At 72.4% G+C, this 24,861-nt stretch carries 25 protein-coding genes; 4 read left to right on the plus strand and 21 right to left on the minus strand.

Translation table 11 applies throughout. The features are described 5' to 3' along the window. The first annotated feature begins 15 nt into the window (after positions 1-15). Positions 16-1,128: a glycosyltransferase family 2 protein gene (locus tag AC3A3L_RS05430; protein ID WP_487638994.1), complete on the plus strand. Its 1,113-nt coding sequence runs from the start codon at positions 16-18 to the stop codon at positions 1,126-1,128. A 7-nt stretch (positions 1,129-1,135) separates the two neighbouring features. Here the strand turns inward: AC3A3L_RS05430 and AC3A3L_RS05435 are convergent, their stop codons facing one another. Genes AC3A3L_RS05435 through AC3A3L_RS05445 form a run of 3 tightly spaced genes read right to left on the minus strand, consistent with a single transcriptional unit; the run spans position 1,136 to position 3,602 of the window. Further along, positions 1,136-2,089, minus strand: coding sequence for an ABC transporter substrate-binding protein (locus AC3A3L_RS05435; protein ID WP_487638995.1), 954 nt, complete (start codon positions 2,087-2,089; stop codon positions 1,136-1,138). A gap of 53 nt (positions 2,090-2,142) precedes the next feature. Then, the gene (locus AC3A3L_RS05440) at positions 2,143-2,907 is read right to left on the minus strand and encodes an ABC transporter permease (RefSeq protein WP_487638996.1); all 765 of its coding nucleotides are present in this window, start codon (positions 2,905-2,907) and stop codon (positions 2,143-2,145) included. After that, positions 2,904-3,602, minus strand: a complete 699-nt coding sequence (locus AC3A3L_RS05445) for an ABC transporter permease (RefSeq protein WP_487638997.1) — start codon at positions 3,600-3,602, stop codon at positions 2,904-2,906. The genes AC3A3L_RS05440 and AC3A3L_RS05445 overlap by 4 nt, the downstream gene beginning before the upstream one ends. Positions 3,603-3,605: 3 nt before the next feature. Between AC3A3L_RS05445 and AC3A3L_RS05450 the strand changes: the two genes are divergently transcribed. Next, the gene (locus tag AC3A3L_RS05450; protein WP_487638998.1) at positions 3,606-4,589 is read left to right on the plus strand and encodes an ABC transporter ATP-binding protein; all 984 of its coding nucleotides are present in this window, start codon (positions 3,606-3,608) and stop codon (positions 4,587-4,589) included. Positions 4,590-4,708: 119 nt separating this feature from the next. Here AC3A3L_RS05450 and AC3A3L_RS05455 read toward each other — a convergent pair whose 3' ends face one another. The 12 genes from AC3A3L_RS05455 to dacB all read right to left on the minus strand — a co-directional run bounded on the left by AC3A3L_RS05455 (position 4,709) and on the right by dacB (position 15,960). Beyond that, positions 4,709-5,809: a GNAT family N-acetyltransferase gene (locus tag AC3A3L_RS05455; protein WP_487638999.1), complete on the minus strand. Its 1,101-nt coding sequence runs from the start codon at positions 5,807-5,809 to the stop codon at positions 4,709-4,711. Between the two features lie 179 nt (positions 5,810-5,988). Further along, positions 5,989-6,606: a hypothetical protein gene (locus AC3A3L_RS05460; protein ID WP_487639000.1), complete on the minus strand. Its 618-nt coding sequence runs from the start codon at positions 6,604-6,606 to the stop codon at positions 5,989-5,991. Positions 6,607-6,616: 10 nt separating this feature from the next. After that, positions 6,617-7,120 (minus strand): DUF3180 domain-containing protein, encoded by a 504-nt coding sequence (locus AC3A3L_RS05465; RefSeq protein WP_487639001.1) that lies wholly within the window; start codon positions 7,118-7,120, stop codon positions 6,617-6,619. A 75-nt stretch (positions 7,121-7,195) separates the two neighbouring features. Next, a complete protein-coding gene (gene folK, locus AC3A3L_RS05470) occupies positions 7,196-7,765 on the minus strand; it encodes a 2-amino-4-hydroxy-6-hydroxymethyldihydropteridine diphosphokinase (protein ID WP_487639002.1) in 570 nt (189 codons plus the stop codon). Continuing rightward, positions 7,758-8,132 (minus strand): dihydroneopterin aldolase, encoded by a 375-nt coding sequence (folB, locus tag AC3A3L_RS05475; RefSeq protein ID WP_487639003.1) that lies wholly within the window; start codon positions 8,130-8,132, stop codon positions 7,758-7,760. Before folB ends, folK begins: the two co-directional genes overlap by 8 nt. Beyond that, positions 8,129-8,941 carry a dihydropteroate synthase gene (gene folP, locus AC3A3L_RS05480; protein WP_487639827.1) on the minus strand — a complete coding sequence of 271 codons (813 nt, stop codon included), beginning with the start codon at positions 8,939-8,941 and terminating at the stop codon, positions 8,129-8,131. The genes folB and folP overlap by 4 nt, the downstream gene beginning before the upstream one ends. A gap of 38 nt (positions 8,942-8,979) precedes the next feature. Further along, positions 8,980-9,555, minus strand: a complete 576-nt coding sequence (gene folE / locus AC3A3L_RS05485) for a GTP cyclohydrolase I FolE (protein ID WP_487639828.1) — start codon at positions 9,553-9,555, stop codon at positions 8,980-8,982. A gap of 38 nt (positions 9,556-9,593) precedes the next feature. Further along, positions 9,594-11,651 (minus strand): ATP-dependent zinc metalloprotease FtsH, encoded by a 2,058-nt coding sequence (gene ftsH, locus AC3A3L_RS05490; protein ID WP_487639004.1) that lies wholly within the window; start codon positions 11,649-11,651, stop codon positions 9,594-9,596. Positions 11,652-11,765: 114 nt separating this feature from the next. Then, entirely contained in the window at positions 11,766-12,317 is a 552-nt protein-coding gene (gene hpt, locus AC3A3L_RS05495; protein WP_254181019.1) for a hypoxanthine phosphoribosyltransferase, read from the minus strand. Positions 12,318-12,335: 18 nt separating this feature from the next. Further along, complete coding sequence (tilS, locus tag AC3A3L_RS05500; protein ID WP_487639005.1) at positions 12,336-13,322, minus strand: tRNA lysidine(34) synthetase TilS; 987 nt, start codon at positions 13,320-13,322, stop codon at positions 12,336-12,338. Continuing rightward, positions 13,319-14,335, minus strand: a complete 1,017-nt coding sequence (locus AC3A3L_RS05505; protein WP_487639006.1) for a zinc-dependent metalloprotease — start codon at positions 14,333-14,335, stop codon at positions 13,319-13,321. Before AC3A3L_RS05505 ends, tilS begins: the two co-directional genes overlap by 4 nt. 134 nt (positions 14,336-14,469) lie before the next feature. Then, a complete protein-coding gene (gene dacB / locus AC3A3L_RS05510) occupies positions 14,470-15,960 on the minus strand; it encodes a D-alanyl-D-alanine carboxypeptidase/D-alanyl-D-alanine endopeptidase (protein WP_487639007.1) in 1,491 nt (496 codons plus the stop codon). 103 nt (positions 15,961-16,063) lie between these two features. On the opposite strand from dacB, the gene AC3A3L_RS05515 reads away from it, so the two are divergent. After that, the gene (locus AC3A3L_RS05515; RefSeq protein ID WP_487639829.1) at positions 16,064-16,600 is read left to right on the plus strand and encodes an inorganic diphosphatase; all 537 of its coding nucleotides are present in this window, start codon (positions 16,064-16,066) and stop codon (positions 16,598-16,600) included. Positions 16,601-16,621: 21 nt separating this feature from the next. On the opposite strand, the gene lon is transcribed toward AC3A3L_RS05515, so the two are convergent. From lon to AC3A3L_RS05545, 6 genes are all read right to left on the minus strand, one after another. Then, positions 16,622-18,982, minus strand: coding sequence for an endopeptidase La (gene lon / locus AC3A3L_RS05520; RefSeq protein WP_487639008.1), 2,361 nt, complete (start codon positions 18,980-18,982; stop codon positions 16,622-16,624). A gap of 64 nt (positions 18,983-19,046) precedes the next feature. After that, entirely contained in the window at positions 19,047-19,856 is an 810-nt protein-coding gene (locus AC3A3L_RS05525; protein ID WP_487639830.1) for an RNA polymerase sigma-70 factor, read from the minus strand. Between the two features lie 56 nt (positions 19,857-19,912). Beyond that, the gene (locus AC3A3L_RS05530) at positions 19,913-20,494 is read right to left on the minus strand and encodes a carboxymuconolactone decarboxylase family protein (RefSeq protein ID WP_487639009.1); all 582 of its coding nucleotides are present in this window, start codon (positions 20,492-20,494) and stop codon (positions 19,913-19,915) included. A 61-nt stretch (positions 20,495-20,555) separates the two neighbouring features. Then, positions 20,556-21,236, minus strand: a complete 681-nt coding sequence (locus AC3A3L_RS05535; protein WP_487639010.1) for a class I SAM-dependent methyltransferase — start codon at positions 21,234-21,236, stop codon at positions 20,556-20,558. A gap of 1 nt (position 21,237) precedes the next feature. Beyond that, positions 21,238-21,813: an alpha/beta fold hydrolase gene (locus tag AC3A3L_RS05540; protein WP_487639011.1), complete on the minus strand. Its 576-nt coding sequence runs from the start codon at positions 21,811-21,813 to the stop codon at positions 21,238-21,240. 1 nt (position 21,814) lies between these two features. Next, positions 21,815-23,896 (minus strand): acyl-CoA dehydrogenase family protein, encoded by a 2,082-nt coding sequence (locus AC3A3L_RS05545; RefSeq protein ID WP_487639012.1) that lies wholly within the window; start codon positions 23,894-23,896, stop codon positions 21,815-21,817. Between the two features lie 36 nt (positions 23,897-23,932). On the opposite strand from AC3A3L_RS05545, the gene AC3A3L_RS05550 reads away from it, so the two are divergent. Next, on the plus strand, positions 23,933-24,811 hold the full coding sequence (locus AC3A3L_RS05550) for a sulfotransferase domain-containing protein (RefSeq protein WP_487639013.1): 879 nt from the start codon (positions 23,933-23,935) through the stop codon (positions 24,809-24,811). Positions 24,812-24,861 lie beyond the last annotated feature (50 nt).

A 24,861-nucleotide genomic window follows, 5' to 3' on the forward strand; every position in this document is an offset into this window, starting at 1 on the left:
CTAGGGTCGTCGCCCATGAAGCGCCTCTTCTCCCGGGCACCGCTCCTCGGGGTGGTGATCCCGGCGTGGGGCGTGGAGGACTACCTCGACGACTGCGTGCGCTCGCTCCTCGCCCAGACGCACCGGCGCTGGGAGGCGGTGATCGTCGACGACGGCGCGACCGACCGCACCGGCGAGCTCGCCGACGCGTGGGCGCGCCGCGACAACCGGATCAGCGTCGTGCACTCCGTCAACGGCGGCCTCGGCGCCGCCCGCAACCTCGGCGTGCAGCACGTGCGGGGCGACTACCTCGCCTTCCTCGACTCCGACGACGTGCTGCCGCCCACGGCGTACGCCGACCTGGTGGGCGCGCTCGACGACTCGGGCTCCGACTTCGCGACCGGCTCGATCGTGCGCTGGGAGGGTGACCGGCTGGTCGAGCCGCCGTGGATGCGCCGCCTCCACCGGCCGGTGCGGGGCGCCCGGGTCGAGGACCGGCCGGAGGTCCTGGGCGACGTCTTCGCCTGGAACAAGGTCTTCCGCCGGTCGTGGTGGGACGGCCAGGGGCTGTCGTGGCCCGAGGGCGTGCGCTACGAGGACCAGCCCACCACGACGCGGGCGTTCCTCGAGGGCAGGTTCGACGTGCTCGACGAGGTCGTCTACCACTGGCGGATCCGGGAGGGCTCGATTACCCAGACGCGGGCCTCGTCGCTGCCGGACCTCGCCGACCGCTGGGAGACCAAGCGGATGTCGCTCGCCTCGGTGCGGGACCACGGGTCGACCGAGGTCGAGTCCGTCTTCGTGGACCGCGTGCTGGCCGGTGACCTCTGGCGCTACTTCCTGCTGGTGCCCGGCTGCACCCCCGAGTGGTGGCGACTGCTGCGGTCGGGGGTGCTCGAGCTCTGGGGCCGGCGCTCGCTCGTGCACAGCGGCCTGCCGCCGGTGCACCGGCTCGCCGGCTGGCTGGTGGAGCAGGACCGCCGCGCCGACGTCACAGCGCTCATGGAGTGGGTGGCCACTCTCGACGGCCCCGCCCCCCGCGTGCAGGACATGGCGACCGGCGCCTGGCGGCTGTCGGTGCCGCCCTCGGTGCTCGACGAGACCACCGTGGCCCCGGAGGCCTTGGCTCTCCGGGACCACGAGGTCTGAGCCGGCTTCAGCCGAGCAGCCCCTCGGACTCCAGGAACTCCTTGGCGACGTCCTCGGGCTTGGCGCGGTCGACGGCCATCTGACCGTTCATCTCGGTGAGGTTCTCCGTGGTGAGCGCCGCCATCAGCGGGTTGAGGATGTCGGCGACGTCCTCGTGGTCGGCGAGGAAGTCGGCGGACACGGCCGGCACGAGGTTCTGCGCCGGCTGGATCTGCTTGTCGTCGTCGAGGACCACCAGGCCCTGCGACTCGAGCGTGCCGTCGGTGGTCGAGGTCTCACCGAGCTGCGACTCGCCGCTGATCACGGACTGGTAGGTCTGGTCGGAGGCGTAGCCGAGCTCGAGCACCTTGGTGACGTCGATGCCGTAGTCGTCGGACAGACCGCCCTCGCAGTCGAGGCGACCCTCGCAGTCGGGCGCCGCGGCCAGCACGACGCTCTTGCCCTCGAGGTCGGACAGCGTGGTCACGCCCTCGGAGTCGGAGTAGTCCTGGGTGACGAAGAAGGCGTTGGTGTCGGTGGCCGGGGAGAGGTCGAGGAGCTCGATGCCGGCCTCGTCGAGCAGGTCGGCCCCGTCGTCGGCGAGCTGCTGGCCGTCACCGGCCTCGAACGGCTTGGCTTTGTCGCCGTTGGCCTGGGTGTTGAGGAAGTTGACGATGCCGCCGACGTACTCCGGGACGATGTCGACGTCACCGGGGAAGGTGGGCATGTAGGCGTCGCGCGAGTCGACCAGCTTGGTGTCGACCGTGTAGCCGGCGTCCTCGAGGAGCTGCTCGTACATCGAGGCGACCAGCGTGGCCTCGGGGAAGTTCTGGCCGGCGATGGTCACCGAGCCCTTGTCGCCGCCCCCGGAGGAGCTGGCGTCGTCGGAGGCGTTGTCGTTGGAGAGGTCGTCACCGGCACAACCGGTGAGCGCCAGGGCGCCGGCGGCGAGGACCGCGGCCAGCGAGCGTGCGATGTGCATGGTGTTCCTTCTGTGTCCCGCAGCGGTGGCTGCGCGTGTCCGGAGGTGCGTCGTCAGCCGACGGATTCGGCGGGCTCGTCCACGGTAGCGGTGTTCACCGACAGCGCGTCCGTCCGAGCGCCCGTGCGCGCACCCCTCCGGGTGGGGTCGGCGGCCCGCTGCGCCATCGCGGCCAGCAGCTCGAGCACCAGCGCGACGGCGGCGACGACCAGTGCTCCCGCGATGCCCTTGCCGTAGTTGGACCGGAAGAACCCGTCCGTGATGATCTGCCCGAGCCCGGGCCCGGCCACCAGCGCGGCGATGGTCGCGGTGGCCCACACCTGCACCAGCGCCAGCCGGAGCCCCGACACGACCAGCGGCAGCCCGAGCGGGAGCTCGACGCGCCAGAAGCGCTGCGCGCCGGTCATGCCCATGCCCCGGGCCGCCTCGCGCACGTCGGGCGCGACCTCGCGCATGGCGACGTAGGAGTTGGTGATGATCGGTGGGAGCGCGAAGAGCGTCAGCGCGATGAGCGTGGCGAGCCCGGCGCGACCGTAGGGACCGAGCTCCGCGGTGCCGGGCCACGGCGCCACCACGAGCAGCGCCAGCAGCGCGAAGGTCGGGATCGCCCGGCCGACGTTGGAGATGTTGATCGCCAGGAATCCGCCGCGCCCGAGGTGCCCCAGCCAGAGCGCGATCGGCAGGCCGACCACCATCGCCATCAGCAGTGCCGTGACCGTGAGCAGCAGCTGCTGGGCCAGGAGCGCGGCGATGCCGTCGCTGCCGGTCCAGTTGCCGCCGTCGGTGAGGTAGGCCCACATGTCGCCGAAGACCGTCATGCGCGTACTCCTCTCGTCCAGGGCGTGAGCACCCGTTGCAGCACCACCAGGAGGACGTCGAGCAGCACGGCGAGCAGCACGCACAGCACGGACGCCGTGAACAGCTCGGCGCGGAAGTTGGTGAGCACCCCGTCCTTGATCAGGTTGCCCAGCCCGCCGTACGCCACCAGCGAGCCGACCGTCGTCAGCGCGACCGTCGAGACCGTGGCCACCCGCAGGCCCGCCATCAGGACCGGCAGCGCCAGCGGCAGCTCGATCCGCATCAGCAGGCCGCCGCGGCCGTAGCCGAGGCCGGTCGCCGACTCGCGCACGTCGTCGGGCACGGCCCGGAGGCCCTCGAGCAGGCTGCGCACCAGGATGGTCAGCGCGTAGAGCGCGAGCCCGATCACGACCGTCGTCGCCGAGAGGCCGGTGAACGGCACCAGCAGCGGGAAGAGCGCCAGCGACGGGATCGTGTAGATGCCGGTCGTGATCGCCAGGATCGTCGCCTCGAGACGCGGCAGCCGTCGCGCGAGCAGGGCGAGCGGGAACGCGATGGCGAGGCCCAGCAGCACCGACACGACCGTGATGCCGATGTGCTGGAGCGTCGCGTCGACGATCTCCTGCTGCCGGTCGGCCACGTAGTCGGCACAGACCCAGTCGTTGACGAGCCGGCTGTAGCAACTGGGCTCGTCGGCTGCCCCCAGTAAGGTCACCGCATGGACGCTACACGGGGTGACGAGCCGATGATCAGGCTCGAAGGTGTGGGCAAGACCTACCCCGACGGGACGGTGGCCGTCCACGAGCTCGACCTCGAGGTCGCGCGCGGCGAGATGGTCTGCCTCGTCGGACCGTCCGGCTGCGGCAAGTCGACGACGCTCAAGATGATCAACCGGCTCATCGAGCCGACCACCGGCCGCATCTGGCTCGACGGGCAGGACGTCACCGACGCCGACCCGGTCGAGCTGCGCCGCGGCATCGGCTACGTCATCCAGCAGATCGGCCTGTTCCCCCACCAGCGCATCGAGCAGAACGTGATGACCGTGCCGCTGCTCTACGGCGAGTCCAAGGCCACCGCGCGCCAGCGCGCCCACGAGCTGCTCGACACGGTCGGCCTCGAGCCGGCGCAGTACGCCCGCAAGTACCCCCACGAGCTCTCCGGTGGGCAGCGGCAGCGCGTGGGCGTCGCCCGGGCGCTGGCGGCCAACCCGCCCGTGCTGCTGATGGACGAGCCCTTCGGTGCCGTCGACCCGATCGTCCGCGGCCGCCTCCAGGACGAGTTCCGCCGGCTGCAGGACGAGCTCGGCAAGACCGTGGTGCTGGTGACCCACGACATCGACGAGGCGATCCGCATGGGCGACCGCGTCGCCGTGTTCGCCGCGGGCGGCCGGCTCGCCCAGTACGCCACCCCGGGCGAGCTGCTCGCCCACCCCGCCGACGAGCAGGTGGCCGACTTCGTGGGCTCAGGCGGCCTCCGCACCCTCACCGTGACCCGGCTCCGCGAGGAGCACCTCGAGCCGCTCGACGGCGTCTCCACCGGCGACCTCGGCTCGGCGATCGACATCGACTCCTCCCTCGAGGACGCCCTCGCGGCGATGCTCCGCGACGACAAGCCGATGGTCGGGGTGCGCCGCGGGCCGACGTTCCTCGGCGTGCTCACGCCCGCCGGCGTCCACCGGGCGCTGCGCGAGTCGCTGCGGTAGCGCCGCGCTCCGCGCTCCGCCGACGTGGAGCTGGAGTCACCGGATATCCGGGGAGTCTCCCGCTTGTCACACCAGATCTCGGCCGACAGGCGGGAGACTCGGGTGCGAAGATCGTCGACCTAGGTGACGGTCACGTTCTTGTGCCAGGACTCCGTGACGTACTTCGTGCCCCAGCCCATCGCCGTGTAGAGGCCGTCCGCGCCGGTCGGTGAGTCGGCGTCGACCTCGAGGCCGACGCGGTCGCGGCCGCGCGCCGCGGCGTCGGCGATGATCGTGCGGAGCAGGCCGGTGGCCACGCCGCGACCCCGCGCGGACTCCAGCACGCCGAGGTAGGCGACGTACGACCCGTCGGGGCCGGTGCCGGACTCGCTCACCGTGCCGACCAGGGCGCCTGCGGCCTCCGGCTCGCCGCCCTCCTCGTCGACGATCTCGGCCAGCCACCAGTGGTCCCAGCGGTGGCCCGGGTCCTCGCGGAGCCGGTGGATGAACTCGTCGAAGGTCTCCTCCGCGGAGTTGAAGTGGTCGGTGAACGCGCCCTCGAGCACGTCGTGCACGGCGCGCAGGTCGCCCTCGTCGGGCATCCCGCTGGAGTCCTGCCCGCCCTGCCGCTCGACCAGGCGGAAGACGACCCCCTTGCGCTCCCAGCGCGCAGGATCGGGCACGAGCTCGGCCTCCGCGGCCTCGACCGAGCGGCTCATCTGCCACCACGTGCGCACCCGCTCGAAGCCGGCGTCGGCCAGCCAGCCGTGCTGCCGCTCGTCGTCGGCGAAGGAACCCGTGTCGATCTGCTGCTCGGCGATCCCGCGTGCCGCGCCCACCGCTCGTGCCTGCGCCTCGGCCCACTCGAACAGGACCTCGCTGCACCGGTCGGCCGCCCGCTCGTCGACGTCGCGGCCGACGATGTGGACGAAGAGCATCCGGCCCTCCGCGCGGTCGTGGACGCTCCCCCACGCCTGGATGGTGCCGTCGGGGTCGCGCACGACGAGGTTCTCGCGCATCGCGAGGCCGCGCTCGGAGACCTCGACCCGGACCTCGTCCTCGCCCGAGCCGGCCCAGCCGCGACCTGCGCGCTCGTGGTCGCGCAGCAGCTCGGTCAGCCGCTCGACGGTCGCGGCGTCGTCACCGTCAGGCGTCTCGGCGACCCAGCCCGCGGGGAGTCCCGGGTCGTCGGGCAGCGCGTCGGAGGGGTCGCTCTCGAACCGGTTGTCCTCGGGGATCACGAGCGGCCATTGTTCCGTACGGACTGTCGACCCGACCGGGCGGTGAGTGAGACAGGTTCTGGCAGCAGAAAACCTGCCTCACTCACCGCTCGCCCGCACAGGACGGGGTCGGCGGTGCGTGACGCAGGTTCTCGGCGTCGAAAAGGTGTCCCACTCACCGCTCACGGCGGGTGGGAGGCTCAGGCGCTCCTGTGGTTGCGGCGCGCGGCGGCGGCGCGGAGGGAGTCCAGCTCGGCGCGGAGGACGTCGATCTCGGCCTCGAGCTCGGCGACGACCACGATCGCCTCGGCGGCACGGCCCTCGGCGTCCTCGCGGCCACGCTCGGCCTCGTCGCGGCCGCGCTCGGCGGCGTCGGCACGACGGGCCTCCCGGCCGTGCTTGAGGGTCTGCTCGGCAGCGTTCTTCTGCGCGCTGGAGAGGGCGCGCTCGAGGACGTCGATGGCCTCCTCGCGCTCGCTGATCTTGCGGCGCATGTCGGCGGCGAAGGCCGCGGACTCGGCGGTACGACGCTCGGTGAGGGCGCGGTACTCCTGCGCCTGCTCGGCCCGGTCGCGCGCGGCGTCGCGGCGCGCCTGCATGAGCTCGGAGTGGGTGATCCGGGTGGCGGCGGCCCCGGCGAGCACGGCCACGACGGCGGCGACGGCCGTCAGGCCGGCCGACGAGGACGCGAGCGCGGCGATCACCAGCGCGGCGCCGACGGCGAGGAGCGCGACGGCCACGGCCAGGCGCGTGCTGCGCTGGCGGCGACGAGCAGGCGTGCGGGACGCCTGTGACGGCTGGGGCTGCTGGGAAGGCATGGCGCCCAGACTAGGGCTGCGACCGCCCGCCGTCCGCGCGACACGCACGCTCCAGGGCCAGCGAGGCGAGCGTCACCCCCGCCGCACCGGCGGCGGCGACCAGCGAGCGGAGGATCCAGCGGTCGGAGTTCTGCGACTCGTCGCCCAGCCAGCTCACGGCGTACCCGACGTAGCCGGCGGTCACCGCGGCGCCGGCGAGGGCGCACGCCCGGGCGAGCACGAGCCGGTTGACGGCCTGGTGCGGCTCGAGCCGCTGGCCCCGCACGTGGACGGTCTGCCAGGTGTGCCAGGCGAGGAAGCCCATGATCGCGGCGACCATCACCAGCACCAGCGCCTGCGCCCACGACACCAGCGGCGGACTGCCGGACACCGCGCCCACCACCGGGTGGAGCGCCCACCCGAGCGCCAGACCGACGACGATGCACGCCGTCAGGGCGCGGGCCGAGGTGGGGTGGAGCGTCCCGCGCGGCTCGTCGGGCTCCTCGTCCGGCGCGTCCGGGCCGGACCCGCTCACGCGGCCCTGCTCACTCGGGGTCCCCGCGGCCTTCTGCGGAGGAGCGAAGCGGAGGAGCAGAAGGTCGTGGGGTGTTCACTCGACCTCGAGGGTGAGGTCCTCGCGCCTCTTCACGCCCGAGGAGTCGGAGGCGTCGAGCAGCTCGGCGATCGGGCCGCGGTCGGGGAAGACCGCGTCGGGCTCGAGGTCGTACCACGGCTGCAGGACGAAGGCGCGCTCGTGGGCACGGGGGTGCGGCAGCCGGAGGAAGTCCTCGTTGGAGCGGCGGTCGCCGACGACGATCAGGTCGACGTCGAGCGTGCGGGGGGCGTTGCGGATGTCGCTGCGCTCGCGGTCGAAGGCGTCCTCGATCGCCAGCGCGCGTTCCATCAGCCGGGCGGCGGGGAGCGTGGTGTCGGCGAGGAGGACCGCGTTGAGGTAGGGGCGCGCGTCGTCGGGGGAGTCCACGGGCTCCGTCTCGTAGACCGGCGAGACGCCCGTGACGAAGAAGTCCGGGGTGTCCGCAAGGGCGTTGACCGCGCCCTGCAGGGAGGCCAGGCGTTCGCCGAGGTTCGAGCCCAGGCCGAGCACCACCCGACGGATCGGGTGCATCTCCCCGGTGAGGGAGTCGGCGTCCACGATGTGGGGATTGGGAGTCTCAGTCATGAGCGTTGCCTCGCGTTCTGGTGATCGTCAGCGCGACGTCCGAGTACGTCGCGTCGATGGGGGCATCAGGTTTGTGCAGCGTGACTCGCGCCCATTCAACACGAGTGTCCAACAGGCACACATCGGTGATGCGTTGAGCGACGGTTTCTATCAGGTCGACCGGGTCGCGCTCGACGGCAGCCTTCACGTCCGCCACCAGCGTGCCGTAGTTGACGGTGTCGGCCAGGTCGTCGGAGGCGGCCGCGGCGCGGGTGTCCATGCCCAGCACGAGGTCGACGACGAACACCTGGCCCTCGCGCTTCTCGAAGTCGAAGACGCCGTGGTGGGCGAAGCACTCGATGCCCGTCACGGACAGCTCGTCGGTCATGTCGCGCTCCTCCGGGAGGGGTCCAGGGCAGCCACGACGGCGAGCGCGTCGCGCGTGGCCCGTACGTCGTGGACGCGCAGCAGGTCGACCCCCTGGCCGGCCAGGAGGGCGACCAGGGCGGCATGGGCGTGCTCGCGCTCGTCCACCGGCCGCGGCACGCCGTCGACCGCCAGCAGCGAGCCGAGGAACGACTTGCGGCTCGCGCCCACGAGCAGCGGGCAGCCGAGCTCGCGCAGGGTGTCGAGGGCGGCCAGCAGCTCCCAGTTGTGGCGGGGCTTCTTGGCGAACCCGAGACCGGGGTCGAGGACGACGCGCTCGCGCGGGATGCCGGCGGCCAGGACCGCGTCGAGCCGCTCGCCCAGCTCGCGGCGTACGGACGCCACGACACCGTCCGGCGAGTAGTCGGCGAAGTCGCGCATCCGGTCGGCGTGGGCGCGCCAGTGCATGGCGACGTAGGAGGCGTCGCTGTCGGCGACGACGTCGAGGATCCGGGGGTCGGCGAGCCCCCCGGAGACGTCGTTGACGATCGCCGCGCCGGCGTCGATGGCCGCGGCGGCGACCTCGGAGCGCATCGTGTCCACCGACACGACCGCACCGTCGCCGGTGAGCTCGCGGATGACCGGGACGACGCGGTCCAGCTCCTCGGCGACCAGCGGGCGGGTCGCCCCCGGACGGGTCGACTCGCCGCCGATGTCGAGGACGTCGGCACCCTGCTCCACGAGGTGCCGGCCATGGGCCACGGCCGCCTCGGTGGTGGCCCAGCGGCCGCCGTCGGAGAACGAGTCGGGCGTGACGTTGACGATCCCCATCACCCGGGTGGACCGGGTGACGGGGCGCACGCCCTCGCTCACCTGGTGCCCGAGCGGATCAGGGCCATGGCCTCGGCCCGGGTGGCCGCGTTGTGCATCTGGCCGCGCACGGCGGACGTGATGGTTCGCGCGCCCGCCTTGCGGACGCCGCGCATGGTCATGCAGAGGTGCTCGGCCTCGATCACCACGATCACGCCGCGCGCCTCGAGGATGTCCATCAGCGCGTCGGCGACCTGGGTGGTCAGGCGCTCCTGGACCTGCGGCCGCTTGGCGTAGACGTCGACCAGCCGCGCGAGCTTGGACAGGCCGGTGATCTTGCCGGTCTCGGCCGGGATGTAGCCCACGTGGGCGACCCCGGTGAACGGCACGAGGTGGTGCTCGCACATCGACCACAGCTCGATGTCACGCACCAGCACCATCTCGTCGTGGCCGAGGTCGAAGGTGGTGGTCAGGACGTCCTCGGGCCGCTGCCTCAGGCCCTGCGTGAGCTCCGCGTAGGCCCGCGCCACCCGAGCGGGGGTGTCCCGCAGGCCCTCGCGGTCGGGGTCCTCGCCGAGCGCCGCCAGCAGCTCGCGGACGGCGGCCTCCGCCCTGTCGTGGTCGAAGGCCGGCACGTCCTCGGGCGCGCGCTCCGGCACGGTGACGGGGTCGGTCACGGCGCGTCCGGGTGGGGCGGCGCAGGGGTGTCGACACCGGGCTGCGGGGAGCCGTGGATGTCACCGCCCGCGCCGGGCGGCGTCAGGATCGCCCCGGACTCCGAGTCGTCCGCGACGGCGCCGGCGTGGGCCCGGTCGCGGATCTCCTGAGGGATGTCCACGGGCGGGATCGTCGAGGGCACGCGCTCGGGCGACCCGGTCCACGCGGGACGGGTCGGGCGCTTGGTCAGCGGCTCGAAGATGTCGGCGATCTCGGCCTTGTCGAGCGTCTCCTTGTCGAGCAGGGCCAGCACCAGCGCGTCAAGGACGTCGCGGTTGGTCTCGAGGATCTCGAAGGCCTCCTGGTGGGCGTGGCCCAGCAGGGTCTTGACCTCCTCGTCGACCGCGGCGGCGGTCTCCTCGGAGTAGTTGCGGGTGTGGCCCATGTCGCGGCCCAGGAAGGGCTCGGAGTTGCTGTCGCCCAGCTTGACCGCACCGAGGCGCTCGGTCATGCCGTACTGCGTCACCATCGCGCGGGCCAGGTTGGTGGCCTTCTCGATGTCGTTGCCGGCACCGGAGGTGACGTCGTGGAAGATCAGCGCCTCCGCAGCCATGCCGCCGAGCATGTAGGCGAGCGAGTCGAGCATCTCGCTGCGCGTCTGGGAGTACTTGTCGCGGTCGGGCAGCACCATCGTGTAGCCCAGCGCCCGTCCGCGCGGCAGGATCGTCACCTTGTGCACCGGGTCGGTGCCGGGCAGTGCCGCGGCGACCAGGGCGTGGCCGCCCTCGTGGTAGGCGGTGATGAGCTTCTCGCGCTCGCTCATGAGGCGGGTACGACGCTGCGGACCCGCGATGACGCGGTCGATCGCCTCGTCGAGGGACTCGTCGGTGATCATCTTGTTGTTGCTGCGCGCGGTGAGCAGCGCGGCCTCGTTGAGCACGTTGGCCAGGTCGGCACCGGTGAAGCCGGGCGTGCGGCGGGCGATGCTGAGCAGGTCGATGTCCTGCGCGATCGGCTTGCCGCGCGAGTGGACCTTGAGGATCTGGTGGCGGCCGTTGAGGTCGGGGGCGTCGACCTGCACCTGGCGGTCGAAGCGACCCGGTCGCAGCAGCGCGGGGTCGAGCACGTCGGGACGGTTGGTCGCGGCGATGAGGATGACGCCGCCGCGCACGTCGAAGCCGTCCATCTCGACGAGCAGCTGGTTGAGCGTCTGCTCGCGCTCGTCGTGGCCGCCGCCCATGCCGGCGCCGCGGTGGCGGCCGACGGCGTCGATCTCGTCGATGAAGACGATGGCCGGCGGGTTCTCCTTGGCCTGCTCGAAGAGGTCGCGCACGCGGCTCGCGCCGACACCGACGAACATCTCGACGAAGTCGGAGCCGGAGATCGAGTAGAACGGCACGCCCGCCTCGCCGGCGACGGCGCGCGCGAGGAGGGTCTTGCCGGTGCCGGGCGGGCCGTAGAGCAGCACGCCCTTCGGGATCTTCGCGCCGACGGCCTGGAACTTGGCCGGGTCGGTGAGGAACTCCTTGATCTCGCCGAGCTCCTCGATCGCCTCCTCGCAGCCGGCGACGTCGCTGAACGTCGTCTTCGGCATGTCCTTGGTGATCAGCTTGGCCTTGGACTTGGCGAACTGCATGACGCCGCGGCCGCCCCCGCCCTGCGCCTGGTTCATCAGGAAGATGAACAGCAGGATGATCAGCGCGAACGGCAGCAGCGTGGCGAGCAGCGAGCCGAGGAAGCTGGGCTGCGGGTTCTTGGAGTTGTAGCTCTCCAGCGTGCCGTCGGCCTTGGCCTGCTTGGCCGCGTCGAGCAGCGTCTCCTGCTCACCCTGGATGTAGTAGGCGACCACCTTGTCGCCCTCGTCGCGGGTGCCCTCGTCGAGGGTGGCCTGGATCTCCTGGTCACCGTCGATGAAGGTGATCTTCTCGACCTTGCCGTCGTCAATGTAGCCGGCCAGCGTCGAGGTGTTGACCTCGTCGTAGCCGTCACTGGGCGCGAGAAACTGGATCGCCAGGAGCACCGCGAAGGCGGACAGGACGATCCACAGCCAGGGACCCTTGAATATGCGCTTCACAGGCAACTTTCAGCGATTCGGAGGTGAGGAGGCGACGCTACACGTCGCCGGGGCCCACATTCTTTCAGGCGGGGTGAAGCGGGGCGACCCGTTCGCGGTCGGCGGCGCGCACGCTCAGGAGTAGACGTGGGGGGCGAGGGTGCCGATGTCACGCAGGTTGCGGTAGCGCTCGCGGTAGTCGAGGCCGTACCCGACGACGAACTCGTTGGGGATGTCCCAGCCGACGTACTTCGGCTCGACGGGCATCGAGAGCGCCTCGGGCTTGCGCAGCAGGGTGGCGATCTCGACGCTGGCGGGGCTGCGGCTCGAGAGGTTGTTCACCAGCCAGCTGAGCGTCAGCCCGGTGTCGATGATCTCGTCGACGATCAGCACGTCGCGGCCGCTGATGTCGGTGTCGAGGTCCTTGAGGATGCGGACCACGCCGCTCGACTTGGTGCCGGACCCGTAGGAGCTGACGGCCATCCAGTCCATCTCCAGGTGCCGCGGCATCGACCGGGCGAGGTCGGCCATCACCATGACGGCGCCACGCAGCACGCCGACGACGAGCAGGTCGCGTCCCTCGTAGTCCTCCGTGATCTGGAGGGCCATCTCGGCCAGTCGCTGCTGGATCTGCTCCTCGGTGAAGAGGATGTTGACCAGGTCGTTCTCCACGTGGGACGAGTCCATGGGCGCCAGCCTAGGGTCTCAGGGAGCCTCGATGACCAGCAGCCCGTCGCGGCGGAGGGCGCGGAGCGGGCCGGGGAGGTCGATCCACTTCTGGCCCCGCCAGCCCACGAGGAGCTCGTCGACGGCGAGGACGTGCTCGCGGGTCAGCTCGGACGGGGGTGCTCCGGCGCCGAGCGCGGCACGGTGGACGGCGCGGTGGCGCAGCGCCGGTGGCGCGGCGGCGAGGAGGGCGATGTCGAGGCCGTCCTCGCGGTGAGCCGCGGACAGGACGTCGGCGGCCAGGCGGTCGAGCAGCACGGTGTCCTCGCGCAGCTGGTCGGCGGTGCGGGCGAGGGCCTCCGCGATCCCGGGGCCGAGCTCGGCCTCGAGGACGGGGAGCACCCGGTCGCGCACCCGCACCCGGGTGTAGCCCGGGTCGGAGTTGTGAGGGTCCTCCCAGGCCTCCAGCCCCTCCACCAGGCAGGCGGTGACGGTGTCAGCACGGCGTACGCCGAGCAGCGGGCGCGCGAACACGTCGAAGGACGGCCGCATGCCCTGCAGCGACCGGCCCCCCGAGCCGCGCGTGAGGCCGAGGAGCACCGTCTCGGCCTGGTCGTCGAGGGTGTGGCCGAGCAGCACGACCCGCGCCCCGACGTGCTCGGCGACCTGCTCCAGGACGGCGTACCGCGCCTCCCGGGCGGCGGCCTCCGGCCCGAGCCCGGACGCGGCGTCGACGGAGACGCGGGCGGTGAGCGTCTCGTCGACACCCATCGTCGCGAGCTGGTCGACGACGCGGGCGGCCTGCGCGGCCGAGCCGGGCTGCAGGCCGTGGTCGACGGTCACCCCGACGACGCGCAGGCCGAGCTTGTGCCCCTCGAAGACGGCGGCGGAGGCGAGGGCGAGCGAGTCCGCTCCCCCGCTGCAGGCCACCGCGACGGTCCCGCGACCGTCACCGCTCCCCTCGAGGCGGGCCAGCGTCCGACGGACCGGCAGCCGGACCGCCGCGACCGAGGGATGGAGCGTCACAGCACCCGGGCGATCCAGGCGTCGGGGTCGGTGATCTCGGCCCGGGACGGCAAGGTCTCGGGGCCGGTCCACACGGCGTTGAACTCGTCCATGCCGACCTTGTCGACGACGTGGCGCACGAAGACGGCTCCGTCGCGGTACTGCGCCATCTTGGCGTCCAGGCCGAGCAGGCGGCGCAGCAGCTTGTCGAGGGAGCCGACGCCCTTGCGGCGCTGGTTGAACTTGCGGCGGATCTCGGCCACCGACGGGATGACCGTGGGGCCGACCCCGTCCATCACGACGTCGGCGTGGCCCTCGAGGAGCGACATGACTCCGGTGACCCGGTCGAGGATCTCCTTCTGCTCGGGCGAGGAGACGAGGTCGATGATGCTGCTGTCGCCGCCGCGGATCACCTCCGCGCTGCGACGCAGCCCGTCGAGCAGCGCGCTCGGCTCGAGGGTGTCGGCGACCGAGTGCATCTGGGTCATCAGGTGCTGGCCGAGCCACGGGTTGGCGGTGAACTGCACCCGGTGGGTCTCCTCGTGCAGGCACACCCACAGCCGGAAGTCGGTGGGGTCGGCGCCGATCTCGCGCTCGACGTGGACGATGTTGGGCGCCACGAGCAGCAGCCGTCCGTAGGGGTCGTGGAACGGGTCGAACTGCCCGAGCACCTTGCTGCTGAGGAAGCCCAGCATCAGGCCGACCTCGGCGCCGGTGACCCTGGTGCCGATCGCCTCGGCGAAGGCGGACGGGGGGCCCTTCTTCTCGACCAGCTTGTCGACGACAGGGCTGAGGAGCTTGGCGAAGCCGTCCGCGTTGGCCCGCAGCCAGCCGTTGCGGTCCACCACCAGCACGGGCGCGGTGCCGGCCTCGGTGTGGAGGCCGGTGAACTCACGGACCAGCGGGGTCGAGCGGGTCGCACCCTCGCGGAGCTCCAGGACCGCCGCGGCCGCCTCGTCGGGCGACACGTCCGGCCCCGGTCCGGCCACCCGGGTTCCCACGGTGACGGCGAAGTCCCAGTCGACGAGGTTCATGTCACGACACTAGCGGGGCACGAGGAACGAGTGCCGCGCGTGTGTCGGGAGGTCGAGTGGCCCCGCGGCCGAGCCTGCGAGGCCGCGACGGGGCGTACCGGGACCCGGAGTCCCAGCCGGGCGGTCGAGGCGGGTCAGCCCGAGCAGCGGCAGGCGGCGAGGGAGGCGGCGGCGCGGTCGAGCGCCTCCTGGGAGTCGTAGCGCTCGAGCGGCGGGGACTTGTCGGCCCCGAAGACGAAGGCGAGCGGCTGCCCGTCGCGGTCGACGGCGATGCCGGCGAGGGCGTGCACTCCGGTGAGGGTGCCGGTCTTGGCGCGGACGAGGCCGCGCGCGACCGCGGGTCCCTCGGCGAAGCGGTAGGTGAGCGACCCGGTGAACCCGGCGACGGGCATCCCGGTGACCAGGCTGCGCATCGCCTCGCCGCCCGGGCCCGCGGCGTGCTGGACGAGGTCGATCAGCAGCGAGGTCGAGACCCGGTTGCGCCGCGACAGGCCGGAGCCGTCGTACACCTCCGCGCCGGTGACGTCGACGCCGAGCCCGGCGAGGGTGTCGAGCACGCCGGCGGCGCCCGCCTCGAACGACCCGGTGCCCGAGCTCGCGAGGCCGACCTGGTGGCCCACCACCTCGGCGCCCTCGTTGTCGCTGACGTCGAGGATCCGCTCGACGACCTGCGACAGCGGGGCGCTCTCCACCGAGGCCAGCTCCTCGGCGCCCGACGGGGCGACCACGCGCTTCGGCTGGCCGCCCACCTGCAGTCCTGCGGCGCGGAGGCCGTCGGCGAAGCCCCGGGCGGCCGCCAGCGACGGGTCGTCGGACTTGAGGTCGCTGTCGGGCTCGTCGCCCCCGTCGACCATGAGCGCGGTGATGGGGCTGACGATGTCGTCGGGGACGTAGTCGCGGCGCCAGGCGGGGTTGTCCGTCGGTCCGGTGAAGAGGCTGTCGTCGAAGCGGACCCGGACGCGTCCCTGCCCGCCGAGCGCCTCGGCGACCTGCAGGGCGAGCGTCGTCACGTCGGCGCGGGCGGGGTACGTCGACTCCGCCTCCGCGACCGTGAGCGACCTGCTGGCCAGGAGCGGGTCGCCCCCGCCGACGAGCACGACGTCGCGTGGCCCCGCACCGCGCACCACCCGGGTGGTGAAGGTGTGCTCGGGCCCGAGCAGGTCCAGCGCGGCGCCCAGGGTGAGCAGCTTGGTGGTCGAGGCAGGCAGGTAGCGCCCGTTGCCGGTGGTCCACTCGGCCGACCCCGAAGTGAGGGGCGCGACCGCGCCCACGACGTGCTTGCCGAGGTCGGGGTCCGCGAGGTCGTCGGAGACGGCCGCGGCGACCCGGGCGGGGTCGAGGACACCGGCGGTGTCGAGGGCCACGGCGTCGTCGGCCGGCGGCGACCACTCCGGCAGGTCGAGGCCGGCGGGCGCGAGCACCTGCTCCGGCTCGGTGTCCGGGTCGGCGGCCAGCCCGGGCAGGTAGCGCTGGCCCCACTCGTACCGGTAGGCGCCGACGCCCGCGGCGAGCAGCGCGAGGACGAGCACGACCGGCAGCCAGTGCAGGACGGTCCACGCGCGTGACCGGCGGCCGGGGTGGCGTAGGTCACGTCGTGCCCTTTTCGGCCGTCTCGCTTCGCGCATCGGGGCCATTGTGCGCGACACTGCCCCGAGACCAAGGCGTCGGGCTCGTGGCCGGACGCAGCAGAGCGGCCCGACGGCGTGCCGGAGAGTGGAGGAAGACGTGCTGAGCTTCGACGTGGTGGTGGAGATCCCCAAGGGTGAGCGCAACAAGTACGAGGTCGACCACGAGTCCGGTCGGATCCGCCTGGACCGCATGCTCTTCACCTCGACGGCCTACCCGGCCGACTACGGCTTCATCGAGAACACCCTCGGCCAGGACGGCGACCCGCTCGACGCGCTGGTGATCCTCCAGTCGCCGACCTTCCCCGGCTGCGTCATCGAGTGCCGCGCGATCGGCATGTTCCGGATGACCGACGAGGCCGGTGGCGACGACAAGGTCCTCTGCGTGCCGAGCCACGACCCGCGCCTCGAGCACCTCCGCGACATCAACCACGTCTCGAAGTACGACCGCCTCGAGATCCAGCACTTCTTCGAGGTCTACAAGGACCTCGAGCCCGGCAAGTCCGTCGAGGGCGCCGACTGGGTCGGCCGCACCGAGGCCGAGGCCGAGGTCCGCGCGTCGTTCGAGCGCTTCAAGACCGAGGGCCACGGCAACGACCTCGACAACCTCGCCGACGACAGCCTCGGCGAGAACGCCTGATCGTCGCCGGGTCGGCTGTCCCTATGCGGACATACGCGCCGGCTCGACCTGGGCCGGCTCGAGGGCCTCGGCCAGGATCTCGGTCACCCGTCCGACCGGGCGCACGTCGAGCTCGCTGAGCAGCTCGGCGGGTACGTCGTCGAGGTCGGGGCGGTTGCGCTCCGGCACGAACACCGTCGTCAGCCCGGCGCGCTGCGCGGCCAGCAGCTTCTGCTTGAGGCCGCCGATCGGCAGGACCCGGCCTGCGAGCGACACCTCGCCCGTCATCCCGACGTCCGAGCGCACCGGGCGTCCGGTGAGCAGCGACACCAGGGCGGTCACCATCGTCACACCCGCGGACGGGCCGTCCTTGGGGACCGCACCGGCCGGGAAGTGCACGTGGATCGACCGCTCGAACGCGGACGGCTCGATCCCCAGCTCCCCCGCGTGCGCCCGCACCCAGGACAGCGCGATGGACGCGGACTCCTTCATCACGTCGCCGAGCTGCCCGGTGACGGTGAGCCCGGCCGTGCCGTCCGCCACCGACGTCTCGACGTAGAGCACGTCGCCGCCGAGGCCGGTCACGGCCAGACCGGTGGCGACGCCCGGTACGTCGGTGCGCTCGTGGCTGTCGGGCGTGAAGCGCGGCCGGCCCACCAGGTCCTTCAGCCCGCCGAGGTCGATGTCGACCCGCTCGGCGTCGCCGGTCGCGAGCCTCGTCGCGGCCTTGCGGAACGCCTTGGCCAGCAGCCGCTCGAGCTGGCGCACGCCGGCCTCGCGGGTGTAGTTGGCCGCCAGCTCGCCGAGTGCCTCGTCGGACACGGTGACCTCGTCGGGCGTCAGCGCGGCGCGCTCGAGCTGGCGCGGTACCAGGAAGTCGCGGGCGATGGCGACCTTGTCGTCCTCGGTGTAGCCGTCGATGGTGACGAGCTCCATGCGGTCCAGCAGCGCCGACGGGATCTGCTCGACGACGTTGGCGGTCGCGATGAAGAGCACGTCGGACAGGTCGAGGTCGAGCTCGAGGTAGTGGTCGCGGAAGGTGTGGTTCTGCGCCGGGTCGAGCACCTCGAGCAGTGCCGCCGCCGGATCGCCCCGGTAGTCCGCGCCGACCTTGTCGACCTCGTCGAGCAGGACGACCGGGTTCATCGAGCCGGCCTCCTTGATCGCGCGCACGATGCGGCCGGGCAGCGCGCCGACGTACGTCCGACGGTGGCCGCGGATCTCGGCCTCGTCGCGCACGCCGCCGAGGGCGACGCGGACGAAGCTGCGACCCAGGGCCCGGGCGACGGACTCACCGAGCGACGTCTTGCCGACGCCGGGAGGGCCGGCCAGCAGCACGACCGCGCCGGACCCGCGACCGCCGATGACCTCCAGGCCGCGCTCGGCCCGGCGGGCACGGACGGCGAGGTACTCGGTGATGCGGTCCTTGACCTCGTCGAGGCCGTGGTGGTCGGCGTCGAGCACCGCGCGGGCGGCCGCGACGTCGTGGGAGTCCTCGGTGCGCTCGTTCCAGGGCAGCTCGAGGACGGTGTCGAGCCAGGTGCGGATCCAGCCGGCCTCGGGGTTCTGGTCGCTGGAGCGCTCGAGCTTGTCGACCTCGCGCAGCGCGGCCTCGCGGACCGCCTCGGGCAGGTCGGCGGCCTCGACGCGGGCGCGGTAGTCGTCCGACCCGTCGGGCTCGCCCTCGCCGAGCTCCTTGCGGATGGCCGCGAGCTGCTGGCGGAGCACGAACTCGCGCTGGGTCTTCTCGAGGCCCTCGCGGACGTCGGTGCTGATCTTGTCGGTGACCTCGTCCTCGGTGTCGTACGCGCGGGTCCACTCGACGAGCAGCCGCAGGCGGTCGCCCACGTCGGGGGTCTCGAGGACCTGGCGCTTCTGGTCCTCGGAGAGGTACGGCGCGTAGCCGGAGGTGTCCGCGAGCGTGTCGGGGTCGGTGATGCGGCGGACGTTCTCGATGATCTGCCACGCCTCGCGGCGCTCGAGGATCGAGACGACGAGGGCGCGGTAGTCCTCGGCGAGGGCGCGCAGCTCGTCGGTCACGGGCGTCTCGGGGACGGGCTCGGCCTCGACCCAGAGGGCCGCGCCGGGGCCTGAGACGCCGGCGCCGATGGCGACGCGGCGCTCGGCGCGCAGGACCGCGGCGGGCTTGCCGCCCGCGAACCGGCCGACCCGGTCGACCACGGCGACGACGCCGTGGGTGGCGTACCGGTCCTCGAGGCGGGGCGCGACGAGGACGCGGGTCGGCTGGTCGTCAGGAGCAGAGTCGTGGGCCAGCCGGGCGGCGTCGATCGCCGCGCGGGCCTGGTCGTCGAGCTCGATGGGCACGACCATGCCGGGGAGCACGACCGTGTCGTGGAGGAACACCACAGGGAGCTTCGTGGGAAGCGACAGGTTGTTCGTCATGCCCCCTCAACGCCTGAGAACCGGAGGCATGTTCCGGTTCGGGTTTCGCCCACCGCGAACGGCGTCACGACCGCGACAGCGGGACCTCCCCGGCCACCGAGCCGAGCTTGTCGGGGTTGCGGACCAGGAAGAGCCGGGTGACCACGCCGTCCTCGACGAGCATCGTGCCGACGCCGTCACGCTGGCCGGCGATGACGAACTGGATCGCCGGGGACCCGTTGAGCCACACCGGCACGAGCTCCAGCGCGTCCGGGGTGACCGCGGTGAGGAAGCGGAAGACCTTGTCGCGGCCGTAGATCGGGTTGAGGGCGGCCTGGACCTTGCCGCCCCCGTCGGTCATCAGCACCACGTCGGGCGCCAGCACGTCCATCAGCGACTGGAGGTCGCCGCCCTCGGTCGCGGCCCGGAACTTCTCGATGACCGCGTCCCGCTCGGCTGCGCTCACGGACGTCCGCGGGCGGCGCTCGGCGACGTGGGTCCGGGCGCGGCTGGCGATCTGGCGCACCGCCGGCTCGGACTTCTCGACCGCCTCCGCGATCTCGGCGTACGGCACGTCGAAGACCTCGCGCAGCACGAAGACCGCCCGCTCGGTGGGCGGCAGCGTCTCCAGCACGAGCAGCATCGCGGTCGAGACGCTGTCGGCGAGCTCGACGTCCTGGGCGACGTCGGGCGCGGTGAGCACCGGCTCGGGGAGCCAGGTGCCGACGTAGTCCTCGCGCCGCCGGGCCAGGGTGCGCAGCCGGTTGAGGGAGAGCCGGGTGGTCATCCGCACCAGGTAGGCGCGCGCGTCGCGCACCTCCTCGACCGGCACGTCGGCCCACCGCAGCCAGACCTCCTGCAGCACGTCCTCGGCGTCGGCGGCCGAGCCGAGCATCTCGTAGGCGACGGTGAAGAGCAGGTTGCGGTGGGTCGTGAAGATCTCCGTGGACGTCACGTGGTGATGCTCCCAGCCTGCGCGAGCGGCAGCTCGCAGACGTCGCTGAAGCCCTGCGAGGCCAGGCCCATCGCCGAGTTGAAGCGCGAGCGCTCGTTCTCCACGGCGACCATCATCGTCAGCTCGACGACGGCGGCGTGGCCGAGCTGCCGGTCCAGGTCGGCGACCATCTCGTCGGTGACCACCGGCGGGGTCACGGTCATCGCCTCGGCGTACGCCATCACGTCACGCTCGAGGTCGGTGAAGACGTCCGACTCGCGCCAGCGCGGCACCTCGCGCACCTTGGCCTCGTCGAGGCCCTTGGTGTGGGCGATGAAGTAGCCGAAGTCCAGGCACCAGGAGCAGCCGATGGCGCCGGCGCTCGCCATCTCGGCGTACGCCTTGAGGTGCGGGTCGAGCGCGGACCACTTGCCGACCTTCTGCTCGAAGCCGAAGACCGCCTTGAGCACCGGCTTGTTGTGCCAGAGGACGTAGGCGTTGTCGGGCACCTTGCCCCACATGCGCCTGGCGACGCGGGTCATCACGGCTCCGTAGGCGCCGTCGATCGTGGCCTTCGGGATGCGGAACGTGCTGGGCATGTCATCTCCTCGTTCGGGGTGGATGACATGGAGACACCGGCCGGGTCAGGTCTGTGACAGCTCACGTCCCGATGGCGCGGAACCAGCCGATCCCACCGCTCATCTCGAGGCGTACGTCGACCGCACCCGCCTCCTCAAGCCACCGGACCGCGTCGGCCGAGGAGCACATCGGGCCGAGCACGCGGGCGAGCCGGCCGGCGGCGTGCACGAGCCCGTAGCGCCGCTCGACGCCGCTGAAGTCGTCGGTGAACAGCGCACTGCCGCTGATGGCGCCTCCCGGCCGCAGCACGCGCACCATCTCGGTGATCGCGCGGTGCGGGTCGGGGAAGACATGGAGCCCGGTGAAGGAGACCACCAGGTCGAACGTGCCGTCCGCGAAAGGCAACGCCCCGACGTCGGCCAGCGCCGTCGTGACCTGGTCGCTCACCCCACGGTGGCGCGCGGCCGCGTCCGTGCGCTCGAGCATGCGCGGGGAGATGTCGGCCGCGACGAGGTCGACGCGCGCGCCCGGGCGCAGGCCGCGCAGGGCGACCCCGCTGCCGGTCGGCACGTCGAGCACCCGGGCCCCGTCGGGCAGCTCGCCGATCTCGGCTGCTGCGGCGTAGAGCCGGGTGATGTCGGTGCCCAGCCCGAGCCGCCACAGCGGCGCGCCCAGCACGGGGTGATCGACGAGGGCCGGGTAGATCCTCGCCCAGAGCGGGTCCTCGCTCCAGGCCCCGACGAGGCGACGCGGGCCCGGCACGTCAGAGCCCCGCGAGGAACGTGTCGACGGCGTGGGCGACCTCGACGTGGATCTCGGCGGTGCGGACCGCGTCGTCGGTGCCCATGGAGTGGTCGGCGTCCGCGACCGCGAGCACGTCGCACCCGTTGTCGGCGAGCTCGCGGGCGACGGTGTCGTCCCAGAGCTCGTCGGCCAGGCCGCCCACCAGGAGCTGTCGGCCGGCGTTGGCGGCGATGCCCTCGGCCACGACCGGGTCGACCAGCAGCGGGGTGAGCCAAACCGCGTCGAGCCCGCGCTCGGCGGCGTACGACGCGGCGCGGGTGCCGAGCGACTTGCCGACCACGACGACGTGGTCGGCGTCCTCCTCGGCGAGCGCCGCGGTGACATGTCGGCGTACCCACTGCTCGACGTCCTCGTCACCGCGCGCGGTGGAGTCCCACCACAGCTGCTGGACGGTGAAGCCGTGCTGCAACAGCCCTCGCCGGGCGAACTCCAGCAGCGGCGCGCTCGGCGAGTAGGCGCGGCCCGGGAGGACCAGCGCGACGCCGCGACTGTCGCCGTCGGGCTCCCATCGGGTCGGCAGGCCTCCGAAGGTCATCTCAGTCGCCCGACCCGATGGGCCAGCCCAGCAGCTCCGGGCTGCGCAGCATCTCCTCCGGCACCCCGAACGCGTCGACCAGGTCGACCGCGAGCGGACGCACCTTCCGGCAGAGCGCGTTCACCTCGCGGCTGATCGCCTTCGAGCGTGCGCTGGAGAGGCGCCCGTGCTCCATGAACCAGGCCCGGTCGGCCTCGATCGTCGTGAGCGCGTGCAGGTCGCACAGCAGGTTGAGCGCGACCTTGAGGTCGCCGTCGGGAAGGGCGGCGGTCTTCGCGACGAAGGCCTCGAGCACGAGCCGCTCGGTGTGCGCGCGGGCGGCAGCGATGACGTGATCCTGCACGCGCGAGAAGACCGCACCCGGGTTCGCCCCCTGGTCGATGCCGCGCTTGAGTCGCCGAGCGACGCCGCCGATCATGTGCTCCTCGCGGAAGCGCAGCATCGCGAGCTGGTAGTTGGGGTCGAGCAGCCCGGCCTCCTGGTCCCAGGTGTCGCCACCGGGCAGCAGGTCGCGCACCGACTGCACGAGCTTGTGCACCGCCGTCCGCTCGACGACGGTCTCGACCGCGAGGCCGGCGACGAAGCGGGCCATGCCGAGCTGGTCCATGTCCTCGAACTCGCCGGCGTAGTCGGTGAGCAGCCCCTTGGCCACCAGCTGCAGCAGGACGTGGTTGTCGCCCTCGAAGGTGGTGAAGACGTCGGTGTCGGCCTTGAGCGCAGCGAACCGGTTCTCGCTGAGGTAGCCCGCGCCACCGCACGCCTCGCGGCACTCCTGGATCGTGCGGGTCGCGTGCCAGGTGCCGAGCGCCTTCGTGCCGGCGGCGCGCGACTCCAGCATCCGCCGGGCGTGCTCGTCGCTGCCCTCCTCGATCGGCCCGGGGCCGGAGAACACCTCGTGCAGCTGCCCGGCGACGACCTCCTGGGCGAAGTGGAGGGCGTACGTCCTGGCGATGAGCGGCAGCAGCCGGCGCTGGTGCATGCCGTAGTCGAGGAGCACCTGCTCCTCGTCGGGCGAGGTCGCCTCGAACTGGCGACGCCGTACGGCGTAGCGGGTGGCGATGGCGAGCGCCACCTTCGACGCGTTGATGCCGGCGCCGCCGACGCACACCCGGCCCTGGACGAGGGTGCCGAGCATCGTGAAGAAGCGCTTGTTGGGGTTGTCGATCGGCGAGAGGTAGCGACCCTCGGGCGTCACCTCGGCGAACTGGTTGAGCAGCGCGGTGCGCGGCACGCGGACGCCGTCGAACCAGATGCGCCCGTTGTCGACGCCGTTGAGGCCCATCTTGGGACCGCAGTCCTCGATGCGGACGCCGTCGACGACCTCGCCGTCCTGGCGGATCCGGACGACGAAGGCGTGCACGCCGTGGCGCTCGGCCTCCTCTCCCCGGCCGACCTCGAGCTGCGCGAAGACGACGGCGAGCTCGGCATGGGCCGCCGCGTTGCCGATGTAGTCCTTGCGGCTCGTCTCGTCGGGCGTCGTGATCACGAACTCCTGCGCCTCGACGTCGTACGTCGCCACGGTGCCGAGCGCCTGTACGTTGGAGCCGTGGCCGCTCTCGGTCATCGCGAAGCAGCCCATGGTGCGGCCGCTGACGAGGTCGGCGAGGTAGGCGTCGTGGTGGGACTTCGTGCCGAGCTGGAGGATCGCGCCGCCGAAGAGGCCGAACTGCACGCCGACCTTCACGAGCACCGACAGGTCGCCGAGGGCGAGGGTCTCGAAGGCGGCGATCGAGGCGCCGATGTCGCCGCCGCCGCCGTACTCGGTCGGGAAGCCCATGCCGGTCTGCCCGGTGCCGGCCATCATCACGACGACGTCCTTGACGCGCTCGCGGAAGTCGGCCGTGGACATCTGCTCCTGGTCGAGCAGGACCTGCGCGTGCTCGGCGAGGTTGTCGCGGACGAGGTCGCGGACCTCGCCGTGGTGGCCGTCGAGCAGGGTGCGCATCGCGTCGACGTCGACCTCGGGCTGGCGGTAGCCCGAGTCGTCGGCGTGCACGGCGTCGTCCTCGACGTGGGCCGGGGCCGTCTCCGGCTCCACGGTCGGCAGCTCGTCGGCGATGGGCGGGACCTGGTCGGTGGCCATGTCGCCAAAGGTAGCCACCCCTGTAGGTTCACCGCGATGAACGTGTCGGATGCCACCCCTGCGGGCGACCTGGGCTCGATGGCCTACAACTTCGCCGTCGTCGGGGTGCAGAAGGGCGGTACGTCGACGCTGGCGGTGACGCTGAACCAGCACCGGCTCGTGTGCCAGGCCCCCGACAAGGAGCGGCACTACTTCGACGACGAGGCCGTCGACTGGGCGGCGCCGGACTACGCCCGCGACTACACGGCGCCGCGCCGCGCCCGCGTGCACCAGCTGCTGGGCGACGCCTCACCGACGTACCTCTACTGGCCGCACGCGCTCGAGCGGATGCGTGCCTACAAGCCGGACATGCCGCTCGTCGCGGTCTTCCGCGACCCGCTCGAGCGGCTGTTCTCCCACTGGGTGATGCTGCGCTCACGCAACCTCGCGTGGCCCGACTGGCCGGACTTCCTCACCGAGTGGCCGCACACATCGCTGCCGGACGAGGTTCCCGATTCCTCCGTCGTACGCACCATGCGGTGGCGGCACATGACCGGCCTGGCGCGCGGGTTCTACGGCGAGCAGCTCCAGCGCGGCTTCGAGCTGTTCGACCGGCCGCAGTGGCTGCTCATCGAGCTGCGCGCGATGCTCGCGGACTTCCCCGCCACCGTCGACCGCACGACCGACTTCCTCGACCTGCCCCGCTTCGAGCGCGTGCCGCCCCTGCAGAACTGGCACGCCGGCGCCGAGCAGGTGCCCGGCACCGCACCCACCGCCGACGACCTCTCCCGCGTCGCCGAGGTGTACGCCAAGGACCTCGCGCTCTTCGAGGAGCTCTCGGACATCGACACCTCCGCCTGGCCGACCCGCCTCGTCCTCGACGGGCAGCTCGACCCGGGTGAGCTGGCCGGCCGGTTTGCGCGGAAGGTCCGCTGAGGGTCTGCCCGCCGCGATGAAGTCACCGGATATCCGGTGACTCTCCCGCT

Source organism: Nocardioides sp. Soil_C_8, assembly GCF_057656315.1.

Bases quoted from the DNA above. Each gene is read 5' to 3' on its own strand.
- AC3A3L_RS05430 (WP_487638994.1), top strand. From the start codon at position 16: ATGAAGCGCCTCTTCTCCCGGGCACCGCTCCTCGGGGTGGTGATCCCG.
- AC3A3L_RS05545 (WP_487639012.1), bottom strand. From the start codon at position 23,896: ATGGCCACCGACCAGGTCCCGCCCATCGCCGACGAGCTGCCGACCGTG.
- lon (WP_487639008.1), bottom strand. From the start codon at position 18,982: ATGACGAACAACCTGTCGCTTCCCACGAAGCTCCCTGTGGTGTTCCTC.
- AC3A3L_RS05505 (WP_487639006.1), bottom strand. From the start codon at position 14,335: ATGAACCTCGTCGACTGGGACTTCGCCGTCACCGTGGGAACCCGGGTG.
- AC3A3L_RS05525 (WP_487639830.1), bottom strand. From the start codon at position 19,856: ATGCTCGGCTCGGCCGCCGACGCCGAGGACGTGCTGCAGGAGGTCTGG.
- folB (WP_487639003.1), bottom strand. From the start codon at position 8,132: ATGACCGACGAGCTGTCCGTGACGGGCATCGAGTGCTTCGCCCACCAC.
- AC3A3L_RS05550 (WP_487639013.1), top strand. From the start codon at position 23,933: ATGAACGTGTCGGATGCCACCCCTGCGGGCGACCTGGGCTCGATGGCC.
- dacB (WP_487639007.1), bottom strand. From the start codon at position 15,960: ATGCGCGAAGCGAGACGGCCGAAAAGGGCACGACGTGACCTACGCCAC.
- folP (WP_487639827.1), bottom strand. From the start codon at position 8,941: ATGGGGATCGTCAACGTCACGCCCGACTCGTTCTCCGACGGCGGCCGC.
- folK (WP_487639002.1), bottom strand. From the start codon at position 7,765: ATGACTGAGACTCCCAATCCCCACATCGTGGACGCCGACTCCCTCACC.
- hpt (WP_254181019.1), bottom strand. From the start codon at position 12,317: ATGGACTCGTCCCACGTGGAGAACGACCTGGTCAACATCCTCTTCACC.
- AC3A3L_RS05450 (WP_487638998.1), top strand. From the start codon at position 3,606: ATGGACGCTACACGGGGTGACGAGCCGATGATCAGGCTCGAAGGTGTG.
- AC3A3L_RS05530 (WP_487639009.1), bottom strand. From the start codon at position 20,494: ATGCCCAGCACGTTCCGCATCCCGAAGGCCACGATCGACGGCGCCTAC.
- AC3A3L_RS05460 (WP_487639000.1), bottom strand. From the start codon at position 6,606: ATGCCTTCCCAGCAGCCCCAGCCGTCACAGGCGTCCCGCACGCCTGCT.
- AC3A3L_RS05540 (WP_487639011.1), bottom strand. From the start codon at position 21,813: ATGACCTTCGGAGGCCTGCCGACCCGATGGGAGCCCGACGGCGACAGT.
- AC3A3L_RS05440 (WP_487638996.1), bottom strand. From the start codon at position 2,907: ATGACGGTCTTCGGCGACATGTGGGCCTACCTCACCGACGGCGGCAAC.
- AC3A3L_RS05435 (WP_487638995.1), bottom strand. From the start codon at position 2,089: ATGCACATCGCACGCTCGCTGGCCGCGGTCCTCGCCGCCGGCGCCCTG.